Origin of the sequence: Pseudomonas tensinigenes, from assembly GCF_014268445.2 — a bacterium.
GTDB classification, from domain to species: Bacteria; Pseudomonadota; Gammaproteobacteria; order Pseudomonadales; family Pseudomonadaceae; genus Aquipseudomonas; species Aquipseudomonas tensinigenes.
In genome coordinates this window covers 6,115,154-6,130,650 of sequence record NZ_CP077089.1, presented here as the reverse complement: position 1 = coordinate 6,130,650, position 15,497 = coordinate 6,115,154, and the positions used below count along the sequence as shown (strand labels likewise).

The 15,497-nt window shown below is 59.8% G+C and carries 15 protein-coding genes; 4 read left to right on the top strand and 11 right to left on the bottom strand.

Features of this window, described 5'->3' with window-relative positions; genetic code table 11:
- Positions 1-193 precede the first annotated feature (193 nt).
- The 7 genes from HU718_RS27230 to HU718_RS27200 form a co-directional block, all read right to left on the bottom strand.
- Complete coding sequence (locus tag HU718_RS27230; protein ID WP_186614158.1) at positions 194-1,351, bottom strand: glutathionylspermidine synthase family protein; 1,158 nt, start codon at positions 1,349-1,351, stop codon at positions 194-196.
- Between the two features lie 2 nt (positions 1,352-1,353).
- Positions 1,354-2,055 carry a DUF1190 domain-containing protein gene (locus HU718_RS27225; RefSeq protein WP_186614156.1) on the bottom strand — a complete coding sequence of 234 codons (702 nt, stop codon included), beginning with the start codon at positions 2,053-2,055 and terminating at the stop codon, positions 1,354-1,356.
- A gap of 17 nt (positions 2,056-2,072) precedes the next feature.
- Positions 2,073-2,498, bottom strand: coding sequence for a DUF350 domain-containing protein (locus HU718_RS27220; RefSeq protein ID WP_095122202.1), 426 nt, complete (start codon positions 2,496-2,498; stop codon positions 2,073-2,075).
- Positions 2,499-2,513: 15 nt separating this feature from the next.
- Entirely contained in the window at positions 2,514-3,164 is a 651-nt protein-coding gene (locus HU718_RS27215) for a DUF2491 family protein (protein WP_102901729.1), read from the bottom strand.
- Between the two features lie 198 nt (positions 3,165-3,362).
- Positions 3,363-4,061, bottom strand: a complete 699-nt coding sequence (locus tag HU718_RS27210) for a PspA/IM30 family protein (protein WP_038362095.1) — start codon at positions 4,059-4,061, stop codon at positions 3,363-3,365.
- Positions 4,062-4,078: 17 nt separating this feature from the next.
- A complete protein-coding gene (locus HU718_RS27205; RefSeq protein WP_102901728.1) occupies positions 4,079-4,747 on the bottom strand; it encodes a YjfI family protein in 669 nt (222 codons plus the stop codon).
- A gap of 145 nt (positions 4,748-4,892) precedes the next feature.
- Positions 4,893-5,447 carry a cysteine hydrolase family protein gene (locus HU718_RS27200; RefSeq protein ID WP_186614154.1) on the bottom strand — a complete coding sequence of 185 codons (555 nt, stop codon included), beginning with the start codon at positions 5,445-5,447 and terminating at the stop codon, positions 4,893-4,895.
- A 101-nt stretch (positions 5,448-5,548) separates the two neighbouring features.
- On the opposite strand from HU718_RS27200, the gene HU718_RS27195 reads away from it, so the two are divergent.
- The 3 genes from HU718_RS27195 (at position 5,549) to HU718_RS27185 (ending at position 8,688) form a co-directional block, all read left to right on the top strand.
- The gene (locus tag HU718_RS27195; protein WP_150706780.1) at positions 5,549-6,550 is read left to right on the top strand and encodes a GlxA family transcriptional regulator; all 1,002 of its coding nucleotides are present in this window, start codon (positions 5,549-5,551) and stop codon (positions 6,548-6,550) included.
- Positions 6,551-6,830: 280 nt separating this feature from the next.
- Complete coding sequence (locus HU718_RS27190) at positions 6,831-7,940, top strand: DUF3182 family protein (RefSeq protein WP_186614152.1); 1,110 nt, start codon at positions 6,831-6,833, stop codon at positions 7,938-7,940.
- Positions 7,930-8,688, top strand: coding sequence for an alpha/beta hydrolase family protein (locus HU718_RS27185; RefSeq protein ID WP_007917206.1), 759 nt, complete (start codon positions 7,930-7,932; stop codon positions 8,686-8,688). Before HU718_RS27190 ends, HU718_RS27185 begins: the two co-directional genes overlap by 11 nt.
- Before the next feature lie 115 nt (positions 8,689-8,803).
- Here the strand turns inward: HU718_RS27185 and HU718_RS27180 are convergent, their stop codons facing one another.
- From HU718_RS27180 to HU718_RS27165, 4 genes are read right to left on the bottom strand one after another with little or no spacing between them, the layout of a single operon-like run.
- Positions 8,804-9,790 (bottom strand): lysylphosphatidylglycerol synthase domain-containing protein, encoded by a 987-nt coding sequence (locus HU718_RS27180; RefSeq protein WP_150706782.1) that lies wholly within the window; start codon positions 9,788-9,790, stop codon positions 8,804-8,806.
- Positions 9,787-11,061, bottom strand: coding sequence for a cardiolipin synthase ClsB (clsB, locus tag HU718_RS27175; protein ID WP_186614150.1), 1,275 nt, complete (start codon positions 11,059-11,061; stop codon positions 9,787-9,789). Before clsB ends, HU718_RS27180 begins: the two co-directional genes overlap by 4 nt.
- On the bottom strand, positions 11,058-11,855 hold the full coding sequence (locus HU718_RS27170; RefSeq protein WP_186614148.1) for an endonuclease/exonuclease/phosphatase family protein: 798 nt from the start codon (positions 11,853-11,855) through the stop codon (positions 11,058-11,060). The genes clsB and HU718_RS27170 overlap by 4 nt, the downstream gene beginning before the upstream one ends.
- Complete coding sequence (locus HU718_RS27165; protein ID WP_186614146.1) at positions 11,852-12,778, bottom strand: DUF72 domain-containing protein; 927 nt, start codon at positions 12,776-12,778, stop codon at positions 11,852-11,854. Before HU718_RS27165 ends, HU718_RS27170 begins: the two co-directional genes overlap by 4 nt.
- Positions 12,779-13,346: 568 nt before the next feature.
- Between HU718_RS27165 and HU718_RS27160 the strand changes: the two genes are divergently transcribed.
- Entirely contained in the window at positions 13,347-15,440 is a 2,094-nt protein-coding gene (locus HU718_RS27160; RefSeq protein WP_186614144.1) for a mechanosensitive ion channel family protein, read from the top strand.
- The last annotated feature ends 57 nt before the right edge of the window (positions 15,441-15,497 follow it).

Here is a 15,497-nt window from a genome sequence, read left to right as displayed (position 1 = left end):
TGTTGTAACCGCTGCAAATAAAAAGGCCCGTCGCTTAAACGACGGGCCTTTTTTTGTGGAGCAAATAACCTGCAATCCCCCCGATCAACTGTGGGAGCGAGCCTGCTCGCGAAGGCGTCGGCCAGTTCAAAAAATGGTTGAATGACACACCGCTTTCGCGAGCAGGCTCGCTCCCACAGAAGGGATTTGGGTTTCAATCAAGGATCAGATGCGGCAGAAACCGGCTCGAATCTTTGGTGATCAGGCTGTTGTCTTCCCTTACACCAATCCCCGCTGCCTGATCACCAATCACCCAGGAACCGATCAACGTGTAGCTGTCACCAAATTTCGGCAATGGCGCAAATTCCTGCAGGATAAACGGCGCATCCGTGTAGGGCCCATCCTCTTTGACGATCAGGCCGTCAGCCGTTTGCAACTCAATGTTCGCGCCTTCACGGGAAAAGTACGGCTTGCGTACCCAACCCTTGGGCACCGCGCTGGCCGGATTTGGGTCGAGATGCGCCGCCAGCAGATTCGGATGCCCTTTGTGCAACTCCCACAGCAATGGCAGTGCACCCTTGTTCGACAGGATCGCCTTCCACGCCGGTTCGAAAAATTGCGTATCACACTCGGCAATCGCCGCGCCGAATGGCTCGTGAAAGATGAATTCCCAGGCATGCAGCTTGAACAGGTGCGGAATCCAGCGATCTTCCAGGTCGACGAACCGCCCTTCAGCCGTCAAACCGATGTCTTCGATATCGATGTGACGCGATTCGATGCCGACCTTCTCGGCGATCAGTCGCAGGTAATCCGTGGTGCCCTTGTCCTCGACCGAGTCTTTCATCGAGGCGAAGTAGAACGGCCGCTTCAGCTGTAACTCGGCGAAGGCCTGATGCAGTTGGGTGTCGATGCTGTTGAACTGGTCGGCATGGCGCGGCAGCGTGCCGCGCTCGATGCATTGTTCCAGCCAGCCCCACTGGAACGCCGCCGCTTCGTAAAGACTGGTCGGTGTGTCGTAGTTGAGCTCCAGCAGTTTCGCCGGGCCGTTGCCGCTGTAGGAAAAGTCCATGCGGCCGTACAGATGCGGATGACCTTCCAGCCAGGACGTGCGGATCATGTCGTAGTACGCCGGCGGGATGCTCAGGCGATCCAGCAGTTCTTCGCTGTGCACCACGCGGTCGACCAGGTCCATGCACATCTCGTGCAGTTCAGTGGTCGGGTCCTCAAGATCGTTTTCGATCTGCGCGAGCGTGAACTGGTAGTACGCGCTTTCGTCCCAGTACGGCTCGTCATCGATGGTGTGGAACATGAAGCCGAGGCTTTCGGCAGTCTGCTTCCAGTCGGGGCGCTCGGCGCAGAGAATCTTCTTCATCGTCAGCTGCTCGAACGACCGGAACTGCTGCCCCAACCACCCCAACCGCTGCGCGCGCTGGACTGGCTGCCGAAGCCGCCGCGTGAGGTCGAAGACGCCACGTTGACCGGTTTGCTTTTGCTGCTCTCGTAATCAGGTTGGCTGCGCGTCGTGGTTTCGGCTCTGCGGTACTGCGTCGAGGTGTTGTACGGCTGGCGCGTTTCGCGATCGCGGTAAACCGTGCGTTCGGCGTTGTTGCTCATCGCATTGCCGATCAGCCAGCCGGTCAGCCAGCCATTTCCGCCACCGCCGCCGCCACCGCCGCTGGAGACGTGCGAAGTGCTTTGCACATTCTGCGCCGTTGCATTACCGGCGGGCATCTGCGCATCAGCGATGGCGTCGAGGTTCTGCGCCGGCTCACCTTCCTGCGGCACTTTGAAGCCACCGAGTTTCGGCACAAAGCGGCCGTCGGAATTTTTCTGGCACCAGTCAGCGGCAAAGTCCGCATCGCATTTGGCCTTGTTGTCGTACGCCGGGGCGATGCGTCGGTGTTCGGTCAGGGCGGCGACGTAGGCGTTGGAGCAGACATCGGCGGCCACTTCGGCGTCGACGCACTGTTCCACATTCTGGAAACTGCGTGGTTGATCTGCGGCTGTCGCCTGGCCGGAAATGGCCATGGCCACCGAAGCGGCAAGGGACAACTGAACGTATTTGCTGCGTTTCATCTAAGGCTTCCTGCCGATCAGTTGGACGGTGTCATGCACGCGGCGTTGAGCATGCCGACGCTGATCGCGACCGCCGCGACATAGATGCCGGAAGCGATTTCACCGTTGGCGATACGCTGCGAAGTGCCTTTGAGCACCAGGCCCGTGGCGAGGAACGCGAACAGTTGCACGACGGCGGCAATCACTGCCCACAGCACAAAGTCGAGGACGTTGACCGAAAACGCAATCACGTTACTGGCCGGAATCGCGAAGCCGATGATCGCGCCGGACAGGGCGATGGCGGCGGCGATGTTGCCGGAGCGGATCAGCTCGAATTCCTTGTGCGGCGTGATGCGCGTGTAGACGAATTGAAACAGCATGAACAGCAGAACGGCGCCGATGAGGTAGACGACGAAACCGACCAGCGCGGTTTTGTTCAGCGAAACGGCCAGCATTTCCAGCATGAAAAACTTCCTTTTTTAAATGGTGCTCAGATCTGTCGTGTACAGCGAAATGCCCAGCGAGGTGCTCAGGCTGACGGTGCCTTCTTCGTCCTGTTCGACGGAGAACAGCAGCAATTCGCGGCGATCGGTCAGGCCGGTCTCGCGCGCATAAAGCATTGAGTGATGTTCGATGGTGTAGCTCTCGTCCGGATTGACCACTTGCTCGGTCATCGGCACGAGTTCGGTCTGGCCTCGTTCGGTGCCCCACTCGCGGGTGTATTCGACACCGTCGTGGCTGTAGGCGGGCAGGCCGATCTGGCTGTCGGGGCCGGCGAGGCGCTGCAGTTCGGCGTCACTGTTGACGGTCACGTAACTGAGGTAATTGAACAGGGTGACCGATTCGATCTGATCTTCACCAGTAACGTGAATCTGTAGCCAAAAATCCTCGTCGTTCATGTAATAGCGGTGCAGTTTGTTGGACTGGCCGAGGTCGACCCAGCCGTGGCTCCAGATCGCCTGATCGAAGGGCACGCGCACCGTGGTCGAGCCATCGAGCAGCAGCGCCAGGGTTGTATCGAACCTGACGGCCTTGCCCTGAGCCATGCCAAGTGGGCCACTGGCAACGGTCGGTGTTGGCGCAGCGGTCTGCCAGTTGCTGGTGCCCAGCAAGTCTTTAAACCATCCCATGGGTACGTTCCTTGAAGCGGGTGGAGGTGTTCGTCGGCGAAAAAGCGTGGCTAGTGTACCGGGCTGAGCGATCAACAACACGCCACAAACCACGTGGGAGCGAGCCTGCTCGCGAAAGCGTCATGTCAGCTGACTCATATGCCGACTGATATTCCGTCTTCGCGAGCAGGCTCGCTCCCACAGGTTTTGTGCAAATGCTTACTGAGCGGACTTTTGCTTCAGGCGCTCAAGAATCGCATTGGCGCTGCCTTCGTTCGGCGTGATGCCGGCGTCGCGCAGTTTGCGTTCCAGGTCGTTGCCGGTCGACGCGTCAGCCAGCTCGTCCGCAGCGCTGAGTTCAGCCGCGCGTTGCTGCTGCTTGGCTTGCAGGCGGTTCAACGTGCCGACAGCGGTTTCCAGTTTGCCATTGGCGCCACCACTGGCGATGGAGGCGCTGACCTGGGCTTTCTGCACGCTTTCGCGGGCCTTGGCCATGTCCACTTGCTGGCGCAGGCTCTTGATACGCGACTCGGCCTTGCTGATGTCTTTGCGCATGTTTTCGGCGTAGGTGCCGAATTCGTCGCTCTGCTTTTTCTCAACATCCAGCTCGTTGGTCAGGGTCGAAATCGCTTCGGCCACTTCCAGCGCCAGGTCTTCACGGCCGGCGTTCAGCGCCGAGACCGCTTTGGCTTCCAGATCCTTGATCTTGGCGTCGTACTCGCTCACGCGGTCGGCAGCCAGTTTGTGTTTGGCCATGATGGTGACCAGTTCGCGACGAGCGTTCGACAGCGCACTGTCGGCGTCGCGGATTTCCTGATCGAGGATGCGCAGGGCCTGTTGGTCGGCGATCGCTTCGCCAACTTCATTGGCGCCGCCGCGCAGTGCGGTGAACAACTTGCTCCAGATGGACTGAGTCATTGGATATTCCCTGTTGATTACTTGAAGAAGTGTTCGAAGGCTTCACTCGCGCGCTGCACGTTGTCGACCAGAGTTTTCACCTCGGTGACGACGTTGGTCAGGCTCGAGTCGGCGCTGAGGGCGCCAAACATGTTGTAAACGGTCTGCCCGTTCGGCATCGACTCGATACCGATAGACGACAGCGGGAACATTTCCCGGCTGCGCAACACGGCGTCGTTGAAGGCCGCTACGTCCGAGATCGAATCGATGTCCACCAGCACGGTGTCGACGATGATCTGCTGGCCGGCCAGGGCGATGTGAATCGGCAGACCGCCGAATTCGTTCATTTCCAGCTTGATGCTGGGTTCGGAGCTCTGGATCAGCGACAGCGTGATCTCTTGCGAAGCCACCTCGTCCAGGGCCTTGAGGGCGTTGAAGAGGCTATCGATGGTCCAGTTGTTGCCTGCGCTCATGTAATTCTCCGACATGAAAGAGCCAGCCAGAATCGGTTGGCGTAGCTGTTGCTCCATTTGCTTGAGCAAGCTTCGGTTTTCGGGAAGCACCCAAGTTTCGTGTTTCACATAACCGGCAGCGGCCAGGCCCGCGCGCATCTGCTTCATATAGAAGCTCGACGGTTTTTTCGTGGACGCTTTCGCACGCTCTCCCTTGGGGCTTTCTGATTTCGCGGTGGGGGAACGGCTTTTCATGGCAATGGCTCGGTTATGGACATCTCACGCGTGAGCCACACTACAACCAATTCAAAGTGCCATCAATGGCTCACGCGTGAGATTTTTATGACAGGCGAAAAAAGACCCGCGGCAAGGCGGGCCTGGTGTTTTTGCAGAATATGGCTTAGTGCTGGGCGGTGAGGAATTGATCAGTGGATACCACGCTGGCGTAGGCGAAACCGAGCGCCGACATGAAAGCAGCGTGGACGTGGGCCGCTGGCACCGTAAGCCCATTGAATTCCAGGTCACGGCTGGCGCAAGCGTCGTGAATCACCGTGACGGTGTAACCCAGATCTGCCGCCGCCCGGGTAATGCCGTCAACGCACATGTGGCTCATGCTGCCGACCACCACCAGTTCCTTGACGCCTTGTGCGTCGAGTATCGCTTGCAGTTCGGTTTCGCGGAACGAGTTGACGAAGTGCTTGAGCACCACCGGTTCATCGGCGCGATTGAGCACTTTCGGGTGCAACTTGGCGCCGTCCGAGCCCGGGGTGAAAAACGGCGCGTCCGCTGAGGTGAATTCGTGGCGAATGTGTATTACCGAATCGCCGGCCTCGCGGAACGCGGCGATCAGCCGGGCGGCGTTGTCGGCAGCGGCATCGGCATCGGCCAGCGGCCACTTGCCTTGGGGGAAGTAGTCGTTCTGGATATCGACTACGATGAGCGCTTGCTTGGCCATGGGTGTGTCCTCGATGTGTTGGCTGGAAGTGGCTTCAGTATTGGCCTTGTTCAGCGCTTCGAGGATTGGCCGCACCGACAATAGACAGGGGAAAACTGACAATGGGCGCAGAAAGGGCTGTCATCGCTGAACTGGGCGTGCTGATCTATCCCGGCGCGCAGATGGCAGCGGTGCATGGCCTGACCGATCTGTTCGCGGTGGCCAACCGGATTGCTGCCGAACATCAGGCCGCGCAGTTGCCGGTGCTGCGGGTCAGTCACTGGCAGGTCGAAGGTGATCAGCCGCCAACGCGCACTTACGCCAGTCATGCGGGTGACGACAGCGCTTTGCTGGCGGTGCTGATTCCGCCATCGATCGGCGGGTTCTCGGCGGCGCAAGCACCGGCCAGCCTGATGCAATGGTTACGCGATCAACATGCCAACGGGGCGACGCTGGGCGGGGTTTGCGTAGGCTCGCTGATGTTGGCTGAAAGCGGTCTGCTCGACGGCCGTAGCGCCACTACCCACTGGACGTCGGCCAAGGCCTTTGCCGAGCGTTATCCGAAGATCAAACTCAAGGCGGATACACCGATTGTCGATGACGGCGACTTGATCACCACGGCCGGATTGATGGCGTGGTCGGAACTGGGATTACGTCTGGTCGACAGGTTGCTCGGGCCGAGCATTGCCACCGGCACCGCGCGATTTCTGGTGATAGAGCACAGTGACAGCGCCAGTGAGTGCGGCAGTAATTTCGCGCCGATTCTCGGGCATGGCGATGCGGCGATTCTCAAGGTTCAGCACTGGTTGCAAAGCACCGGTGCGACGGATGTTTCCTTGACTGCGATGGCGGAGCGGGCGGGGCTGGAGGAACGCACATTTCTGCGCCGGTTTCGTGCGGCAACCGGGTTGAAACCGACTGAGTACTGCCAGCATCTGCGGGTGGGCAAGGCGCGGGAGATGCTCGAGTTCAGCAATGGCACGATTGATCATATTGCGTGGACGGTGGGCTATCAGGATCCGGGCGCGTTTCGCGCGATTTTCAGGAAAATCACCGGGCTGGCGCCGAGTGATTATCGGGCGCGGTTTGGGGTGACCCCAAACCCGAAGTCGACGAATATCTAATGTGGGAGCGAGCCTGCTCGCGAAAGCGGTGGATCTGCGAAATTGCTGTCCGCTGACACGACGCCTTCGCGAGCAGGCTCGCTCCCACATCGAACTCCATAGGACTTTAGATCGTGCAATTTGCCGGGGTTTTGCACGCGTTCGTGCAGATTGAAACAGGCGTGGTGCCAGTACGTTTTCGGCAAGTTTCTGATTGCTCTAGGATTTTCGTAGAGCGGCCGTTGGCCTGATCTCTGCACCTATCATCGCTACAGTCATCGAACCGATGGAAGGGGAACGCATGACCCCGACACCCCGCAGGAAAATCGTTGTCGCCCACTCGGTGCGCGCCGATGCACCCCAACATGAAGTACAGACCAACAAGGCCCTGGCGCGATGTCTGGCGCAGATTCTCGGATGCAAGTTCGGCGGCAGCTACGACCCGGACAAACACCGCGGCCGTGAACTGTATCTGCTGCCGACGCAAACCATTGTCGGAACCGCCCGCGCGCATGAACTCGGTATAAGCGGCCCGGGTGATCTGTGGGGCGGCTTTGTCGAACATGACTTCATCTGCACCAAAGCCATCAGTCACGGTTTGCGCAGTCATCTGGCTCATGCGCCGCAAGGCTGGTCGCCATTGTTTTCCGAGCGCGTGCGTAACGTGGTACTCGACGGTCTCAGTGTGTTCGCGCTGGACGATGCGCGGCCTGCTGCCGAGCACTTGCTGTACAACGGCCCGATCCGCTTGAAGCCGGTTCACGCCTGCGCCGGTCGCGGGCAGGAAGTGATCAACAGCCTCGATGCTTTCGACGAAATCCTTACCCGCCCCGGCATTGAAAAACAATTCAGCGAAGGGATGGTGCTGGAGCAGGACCTGAGCGACGTCATTACCCACAGCGTCGGCCAGTCATTCATCGGCGACAAAGTGTTGAGCTACTGCGGTGATCAATACTTGACCAAGGATGCCCTCGGCGAAGACGTGTACGGCGGCTCGAACCTGTTGGTGGTGCAGGGCAGCTATGACGATCTGCTGGCGCTGGATCTGGCGGATGATGTGCGACTGGCCATCGAACAGGCGCAGATTTTCGACCGCGCCGCCGATGAGGCTTACCCGCGTTTCTACGCCTCACGACGCAACTATGACATCGCCCAAGGCCTGGACAGCAACGGCAAAAACCGCAGCGGCGTGCTCGAGCAATCCTGGCGCATGGGCGGTGCCAGCAGCGCCGAAGTGGCAGCGCTACAAAGTTTCGTCAATGATCCGGGGATGCGCGCGATCCGCGTGTCGTCGGTAGAAACCTACATCGATCAGCCGCTGCCGGCGGACGCCATCGAGGTCTATCGCGGGCCGGCCGAAAACAGTGAATTTCTCCTCAAATACGTAACGGTCAAATCCTATGACGGCTAGAAGCGAAAGCATTCAAATCGACATTGATGATGAACAGATGAGCGGGACCTTTCTCAGTCCCAAATCGAAGGTGCCGGGGGTGCTGTTCGTACATGGTTGGGGCGGCAGTCAGGAACGTGATCTAGAGCGGGCCAAAGGCATCGCCGGTCTCGGGTGTGTGTGCCTGACGTTCGACTTGCGCGGACATACCGGCGGTACCGGGATCCCGCTGACCCGTGTAACGCGCGAAGACAATCTGCGTGATTTGCTCGCGGCGTATGACCGCTTGCTCGCGCATCCGGCGCTCGACACCTCGGCGATTGCCGTGGTCGGCACCAGTTATGGCGGTTACCTGGCGGCGATCCTCACCTCGCTGCGCCCGGTGCGCTGGCTGGCGTTGCGCGTGCCGGCGCTGTATCGCGACGAGCAATGGCATACACCCAAGCGTGAGCTGGACAAGGCCGATCTGCGCGATTACCGCAGCACGCTGGTGCGCGCGGACACCAATCGGGCGCTGCATGCCTGTTCGCAATTCACTGGCGATGTGTTGCTGGTGGAGTCTGAAACCGACGATTACGTGCCTCACGCGGCGATCATGAGTTACCGCGCGGCATGCCAGCAGACGCATTCATTGACGCACCGGATTATCGATGGCGCTGATCATGCGTTGAGTGAGCCGGTGTCGCAGCAGGCGTACACCTCGATTCTGGTGGACTGGATTACCGAGATGGTCGTGGGTGAACGGTTGAGCATCATTCAATCGGCTTGATCTTTCCGTGTTCTTTCGGACGCCTTCGCGAGCAGGCTCGCTCCCACATTTGGAATGCATTCAACCTGTGGGAGCGAGCCTGCTCGCGAAGAGGGCATCAGCCTCAGCACGCCTCTCAGGAAGGTTTCTTCTCTATTCGCAGCGCCTTCGCCTTGGCCTCAACCACCAGATACATCACGACTGTGATCAACAGCGGCAGCAGAAAATAAATCGCCCGATACGCCAGTAGTCCCGCCACCAGACTGCCGCGTGAAGCCTCGTGTTGCAGCAACGCCACAAACACCGCTTCCAGCACGCCAAGACCTGCCGGAATGTGAGTGATGACCCCGGCAATCGCACTGATCAGCAACACGCCCAACACCAACGGATAATCGAGCTTGCTCGGCAGCAAGGTGAAAATTACCGCCGCCATCAGTGACCAGTTCAACGCCCCCAGCAGCAATTGCAGAACCGCCATGCGCAGCGACGGCAGATTGATCTCCACCCCGCGAATCGACCACTCGCGGCGCTTGGAAAACTGACATGCCGCGAGATATCCGGCGCTGACCAGCAGCAACAGCACGCCGATGCCTTGCAGCGCACTGCTGCTGATTTTCCAGCCCGGCGGCATTGTCACCAATCCACTGCTGAACACCACGCCGGCAATGGTCATGTAGCCGAACCAGTTGGTCGCCAGGCTCAGACCGAGGATCTTGGCGATGTTGCTTTTGCTCACCCCAAGGCGCGAATACAGCCGATAGCGCATCGCGATGCCACCCACCCACGCGCTGAGATTGAGGTTGAACGCATAGCTGATAATCCCCACCGGCAGAATCTGTTTCCAGGTCAGGTCCTGACGAATGTAAGTGCGGCCGATCAGGTCGAAACTGGCGTACACAAGAAAACTCAGCAGCGTCAGGCTGGCGGCGATGATCAGCGTACGGACCTTGAAGTCGGCGAGGGTTTGCAGCACCTCGGCCCATTCGATGCGCGTGGCGAACAGTGTCAGCAACACGATCAGCGCGAGGAAAAACAGCAAGGTCAACGGGCGCTTCCAGCGACTCCATTTCGAATGGCTGGCTGGCGCCGCATGGCCGCTCGGGTGCGCTTCGGAGTGGCTCATGGCGTGTTCCCTCGAAATGGCTTGAGCCGCGGTTTATGTGCTGGCAACCATCCGGCCATCGCCGGGAAATGCCGCAGAAAGTGAAACACCAGAAACCCCACGGTCATGTGCCAGATGCGTCCACGCGGTGACTTGCTGGGGTCCATGGCTTTGCAGTGGTTCTGGCTGAGGTCTTCGAGGCGTTCGAACAGATGCTGATTGAACGCGCGATCGCGGATCAGCACATTGGCTTCCAGGTTCAGCGACAGGCTCAGCGGGTCGAGATTGCTTGAGCCGACCGTGCTCCATTCTTCGTCGACCAGCGCCACTTTGCCGTGCAGCGGGCGCTGGCAATATTCATGAATCTGTACGCCGGCCTTGAGCAGGTAATCGTAGGTCATGCGCGCCGCCAGTTTGGCCACCAGCATGTCCGGTTGGCCTTGCAGAATCAGGCGCACCTCGACCCCGCGCCGCGCCGCGTTACGGATTTCCCGCAGCAAGCGATAACCGGGGAAGAAGTAGGCGTTGGCGATCACGACCCGGCGTTTGGCGCGGCGCAGTACCTGCAGATAGACGTCTTCGATATCGGAGTGGTGCTGGTCGTTATCGCGGAACACCAGGCGCACCTGACCGTCGTGGTCATCGAAAGCCATCTCCGCGCGGCGCTGGCGCCGACGTTGCCACCAGAACCGCGCACGGCCCGGCCGACCACTTTGCAGCAGGGCGAAATGATGGATGTCGGCGACTGCCGGCCCTTGGACCTGCACCGAATAATCCTGCTTCGCTTCAGGGCCGAAATCAGCGAGGTGATCGCCGGAAAAGTTGATCCCGCCAATAAACGCGGTCAGGCCGTCGACCACCACGATCTTGCGATGCAAACGGCGAAACCAATTGGTGCGGATGCCCAGGTGTTTCGGTGCCGGATCGAAGATTTGCAGATGTACGCCGGCCTCGCTCAGCGCGGTGAGATAACCGGTGCTCAACTCGCCGCAACCAAAGCCGTCGAGGCTGACCGTGGTGCGCACGCCACGACGGGCAGCGTCGATCAGAATCTCCTGCAACTCGGCGCCGACCTTGTCTTCGAAAACGATAAAGGTCTCGAGGAGGATTTCACTCTTCGCTGCGCGCATCGCTTCGAACACTCGCGGGAAATACTCCTCGCCGTTCTCCAGCAACTCGACGCGATTGTTGCCCTGCCAGCGGTACTCGACATCAACATGGCCCGGCTCGCGTATCGGCGGGTTGATGGCGACCGGTTCCACGGCGGATTTCTCCAGCGGCGCGCTGCTCATAGTTCGATCTCTACCGATAAAGGAACGTGGTCGGAAAGGTGCGACCAAGGCCGGTTCGCCAGAACTTTCGGCTGGCTGGCCTTGAGGTTGCGCACGTAAATACGATCAAGGCGCAGTGTTGGCAGGCGCGCGGGAAAACTGCGCGCCGGTTTGCCCTGGTGCTCGGCGAACACTTCGCGCAGGCCGCAGGGTTTGAGCTGCGCATCGGCGCGCTGGCGCCAGTCATTGAAATCGCCCGCGACGATCACTGGTGCGTCGTCGGGCAACTCCGCCAGGCGTTGCATGAGCAAATCCAGTTGGGCGTTGCGATGACTTTCGCGCAGGCCCAGATGCACGCAGATCGCATGCACCTCGGTGCCGTCACCCGGCAGGCGCAGCACGCAATGCAGCAGGCCGCGGTTTTCGTGGCCGTTGATCGACACATCGAGGTTGTCGTGACGGATGATCTGGAATTTCGACAGCAGCGCATTGCCGTGGTCGCCCTCCGGGTACACCGCATTGCGCCCATAGGCGAACTGCGGCCAGAGGCTGTCGGCGAGAAATTCGTACTGCGGCATCGTCGGCCAATTGCTGTAGCGCTTGGGATGGTGCTCGTGGGTGCCATGAACTTCCTGCAGAAACACCACGTCGGCCGCGACGCTGCGCACCGCTTCGCGCAGTTCCGGAAGAATGAAGCGTCGGTTGAGGGCGGTGAAACCCTTGTGGGTATTCACCGTCAGCACGGTAAACGTGCGCACTGTCGGCGCGACCACTGAGCCCTCATCGGTGAAGCCGACCGGTTCTGGAATACTCATGCCAACACTCCTTCGCCAGCGGGTTCGCCGGGGGTGGTGGCGAGGTCTTTATCCAGCTCGAAACGATGCAGCAGGTCACGGGCGTCGTACGGCGCGCGGACTTTGATGTCGTTGTCGAAATAGCAGAACACTTCGCGGGACTTGCGTGCGCGTGGCTTCAAGCGTGGTGCGATCAGATGAGCATCCTTTGGTTGCTCGCCGTGGTGCCAGGCGTCGATGCGTTCGGCCCAGCGCTTGAGGGCTGGCGCGGTGTAGCCGCTGGCGTAGAGTTCTTCGGCACCGTGCAGGCGCAAGTAGACAAAGTCGCTGGTGAGGTCTTCGCGGTACGGCCATTTATTGGCGGTGTCGGCGATCACCAGCGCGGTGTTGTAGCGCTTCAATAGGCGCACAAAATCGGGATCAAGGAAGCTGTCGTTGCGGATTTCCACAGCGTGGCGCAGCGGTTTTTTACGCCAGGCTTTCAGGCTCGCGTGACCGTGCAGATGAGCATCGTGTTGCCGGGCGAGGGTGGCGGCGGCTTCGGTATCGTGGGGCAGTAGCGCGAGGAAATGTTCAAAACGCTCAGGCTCGAATTTGAAATTCGGCGGAAATTGCCAAAGGATCGGCCCGAGCTTTTCCTTGAGTTCCAGCACCCCGGAGGCGAAGAAATTGGCCAGAGGCTTTTCGATCTCGCGCAAACGGCGGATGTGGGTGATGAAGCGCGGCGCCTTGACGCTGAAGACGAAGTCGTCGGGGGTTTCGGCGTACCACTGCGCATAACGTTCGGGCCGTTGCAGGGCGTAGAACGATCCATTGATTTCGATGCTGTTGACCGCTCTCGACGCGAATTGCAATTCGCGTTTCTGCGCCAGTCCCTCGGGGTAGAAGTCCCCGCGCCACGGTGCGTACCGCCAGCCGGAAATACCGATGTGAATCGTTGCCATGCCGCCCTCCCGTCGAAAGTCCTCGTGTTGCCGGTATCTTTTGATGACTGCTGGCGGTTCGGGAAAGTTTCGATGGCATTACGGACGGTCACGTCCAAGGCGAAGATCAAAAGCGCTCCCCCTCACCCCAACCCTCTCCCCCAGAGGGGGCGAGGGGGAAGGGAGCAGATGTTCAGAGTTCTCAGGATTCGAGTTCGCCTCAGGACTTTCAGATCGGTGCAGCCAGATCAGGCAACTCGGTCAGTTCCCTCTCACGCTGGGAGGGGGCGAGGGGAGCAGATATTCAGGGGTCTCAGGATTCGAGTTCGCCTCAGGACTTTCAGATCGGTGCAGCCAGATCAGGCAACTCGGTCAGTTCCCTCTCACGCTGGGAGGGGGCGAGGGGATCAGATGTTCAGGGTTCTCAGGATTCGAGTTCGACTCAGGACTTTCAGGTCGGTGCAGCCAGATCAGGCAACTCGGTCAGTTCCCTCTCCCTCTGGGAGAGGGCTAGGGTGAGGGGGCTCTTGAACTTGCTGTGCAATTACCGATCAGTTCCTTACAGGTTCAGCCAAGGGAGGTCGGAGTTTTGGTCAAGTTCAGGATCGCCATTCTGCTGGGAGCACTGCTGTTTCTCGGCGCCAGTGAAATTGACGCCGCCGCATTGCCGGGTGTCCCGGCCACCGCCGAAGAGGCGGCCAAACCTGAACCGATCGTGCAGGGCGGGCTGCTCGGTGCGATCAGTTCAAGCATCGACGACGTCCAGGACAAACTCGACCTCAACGAACATCTGGTCGATGCCTGGCGCCTGCGCGCCGATCGCGCCGCCGATGAAGTGGACAAACTGGTCAATCAACCGTCGAATCGCTCGGGCTGGAGCGTCGCCGGGGATTTCCTCACGCTGTCGGGCGTCTGGCTCGGCAGTTTCGCGTTATTGACCGTACTGGGCAGTCTGTTGGCCAAACGCCTGCGCGAGGGCCGCTGGTTACGTACCCGTCAGCGCAGTCAGGACCTGATTGGTTACTTGCTGCCGTACACCGTGCCGGCGCTGATCTGTCTGCCGTTGACGTTGTATGTCAGCCATTTTCTGCAAGCCTCGGTAGGGCGCGCGCTGGCGCTGTGCCTGGCCTACGCCACCAGCAGCGGCATCTTTTCCACTTCGATGTTGTTGTGCGTGGTGGTGATGTTCAACGTCGGCCATAAACGTCCGGCGGCGCGGATCATTCGTGATTATTGCCCGCGTCCGCTGTTCCTGATCGGCTTCCTTGCGGCCCTCAGCGATGCGCTGACCAGTCCGCAGATCGCCCGCCAACTGGGCGGCAATATCACCAGCAGCGTCGCGGTATTTACTGGCCTGATTGCCTCGGTGATTTTTGGCCTGTTGGTGATCCGATTGCGTCGCCCGGTGGCGCATCTGATCCGCAATCGTTCGCTCAGTCAGCGGTTGAAACAACCTTCGTTGCAGGAGTCGCTGCGGATCTTTTCCGGGCTGTGGTACTGGCCGATCGTGCTGATGGTGCTGGTCTCGGCGGTCAATCTGATCGGCATCGGCGAGGACAATCAGAAAGCCCTGCGCTGCGCGCTGTTCACCACGGTTTTGTTAATCGGCACGGTATTCCTCAGCACGATCCTGCAGCACTTGTTCAAGTCACGAAAGGCCGAAGCGATCCAGCGCAGCAGCGCCTACAAGGAACGTTTCCTCAGCCTTTTGCATGCCTTGCTGCGGATCGTCATCGCTATCGCCTTTATCGATATCCTCGGGCGGATCTGGGGCGTGTCGCTGCTCGATTTTGCCCAGAGCAGCACGGTCGGAAGAGCCATCAGCAACGCGCTGAGCAGCATCGGCCTGATCTTCCTGGTCACGTGGTTGTTGTGGGTGGTGCTCGACACGGCGATTCAGGAAGCGCTGAAGCCGCCGCTCAGCAAACGCGCAGCGCGGCAGCCGAGTACGCGGGTGAAAACCATCCTGCCGCTGCTGCGCAACGCGATCAAAATCATCCTCGTGGTGATCTGCGCAATCACCACCATGGCCAATCTTGGGATCAACGTTGCGCCACTGCTGGCCGGTGCCGGGGTGGTCGGTCTGGCCATCGGTTTCGGTTCACAGCAATTGGTGCAGGACGTGATCACCGGGTTGTTCATCATCATTGAAGACACCCTGTCGATTGGCGATTGGGTGGTGCTTGACTCGGGCCATGCCGGTACGGTCGAAGGACTGACTATTCGCACTCTGCGTCTGCGTGACGGCAAAGGGTTTGTGCACTCGGTGCCGTTCGGCCAGATCAAGGCAGTGACCAATCAATCGCGGCAGTTTGCCTTTGCGTTTTTCTCGGTGCAGTTCACCTACGACACTGACGTGGATAAAGCCATCGAGCTGATCCGCGAGACCGGTGATTCGATCCGCGAAGACCCGTTCCTCAAGTACAACCTGCAAGGGCCGCTGGATGTGTTCGGCGTCGACAAGATGGATTTGAATGGCGTGGTGCTGACGGCGCAGTTCCGCACGGTGTCGGGGGGGCAGTATGCGGTGAGCCGGGCGTTCAATCAGCGTTTGAAGAAGCTTGTGGATAACAGCCCGGTGGTGCATTTCGCGCAGACTTATCCACAGCAGGTTTTGTTGCCGAAGCGGCAGCAGGAGGGGGCGGTGGTGGCGAGCGAGGTGTCGCAGGAATCGCGGACATAGAGCAAGTTCTGGTGTAGGGCTGCTGACGCCTTCGCGAGCAGGCTCGCTCCCACAGGG

Excerpts from the sequence above, each read along its gene's own strand:
- HU718_RS27230 (WP_186614158.1), bottom strand. The coding sequence starts at position 1,351 with ATGAAGAAGATTCTCTGCGCCGAGCGCCCCGACTGGAAGCAGACTGCC.
- HU718_RS27225 (WP_186614156.1), bottom strand. The coding sequence starts at position 2,055 with ATGAAACGCAGCAAATACGTTCAGTTGTCCCTTGCCGCTTCGGTGGCC.
- HU718_RS27220 (WP_095122202.1), bottom strand. The coding sequence starts at position 2,498 with ATGCTGGAAATGCTGGCCGTTTCGCTGAACAAAACCGCGCTGGTCGGT.
- HU718_RS27215 (WP_102901729.1), bottom strand. The coding sequence starts at position 3,164 with ATGGGATGGTTTAAAGACTTGCTGGGCACCAGCAACTGGCAGACCGCT.
- HU718_RS27210 (WP_038362095.1), bottom strand. The coding sequence starts at position 4,061 with ATGACTCAGTCCATCTGGAGCAAGTTGTTCACCGCACTGCGCGGCGGC.
- HU718_RS27205 (WP_102901728.1), bottom strand. The coding sequence starts at position 4,747 with ATGAAAAGCCGTTCCCCCACCGCGAAATCAGAAAGCCCCAAGGGAGAG.
- HU718_RS27200 (WP_186614154.1), bottom strand. The coding sequence starts at position 5,447 with ATGGCCAAGCAAGCGCTCATCGTAGTCGATATCCAGAACGACTACTTC.
- HU718_RS27195 (WP_150706780.1), top strand. The coding sequence starts at position 5,549 with ATGGGCGCAGAAAGGGCTGTCATCGCTGAACTGGGCGTGCTGATCTAT.
- HU718_RS27190 (WP_186614152.1), top strand. The coding sequence starts at position 6,831 with ATGACCCCGACACCCCGCAGGAAAATCGTTGTCGCCCACTCGGTGCGC.
- HU718_RS27185 (WP_007917206.1), top strand. The coding sequence starts at position 7,930 with ATGACGGCTAGAAGCGAAAGCATTCAAATCGACATTGATGATGAACAG.
- HU718_RS27180 (WP_150706782.1), bottom strand. The coding sequence starts at position 9,790 with ATGAGCCACTCCGAAGCGCACCCGAGCGGCCATGCGGCGCCAGCCAGC.
- clsB (WP_186614150.1), bottom strand. The coding sequence starts at position 11,061 with ATGAGCAGCGCGCCGCTGGAGAAATCCGCCGTGGAACCGGTCGCCATC.
- HU718_RS27170 (WP_186614148.1), bottom strand. The coding sequence starts at position 11,855 with ATGAGTATTCCAGAACCGGTCGGCTTCACCGATGAGGGCTCAGTGGTC.
- HU718_RS27165 (WP_186614146.1), bottom strand. The coding sequence starts at position 12,778 with ATGGCAACGATTCACATCGGTATTTCCGGCTGGCGGTACGCACCGTGG.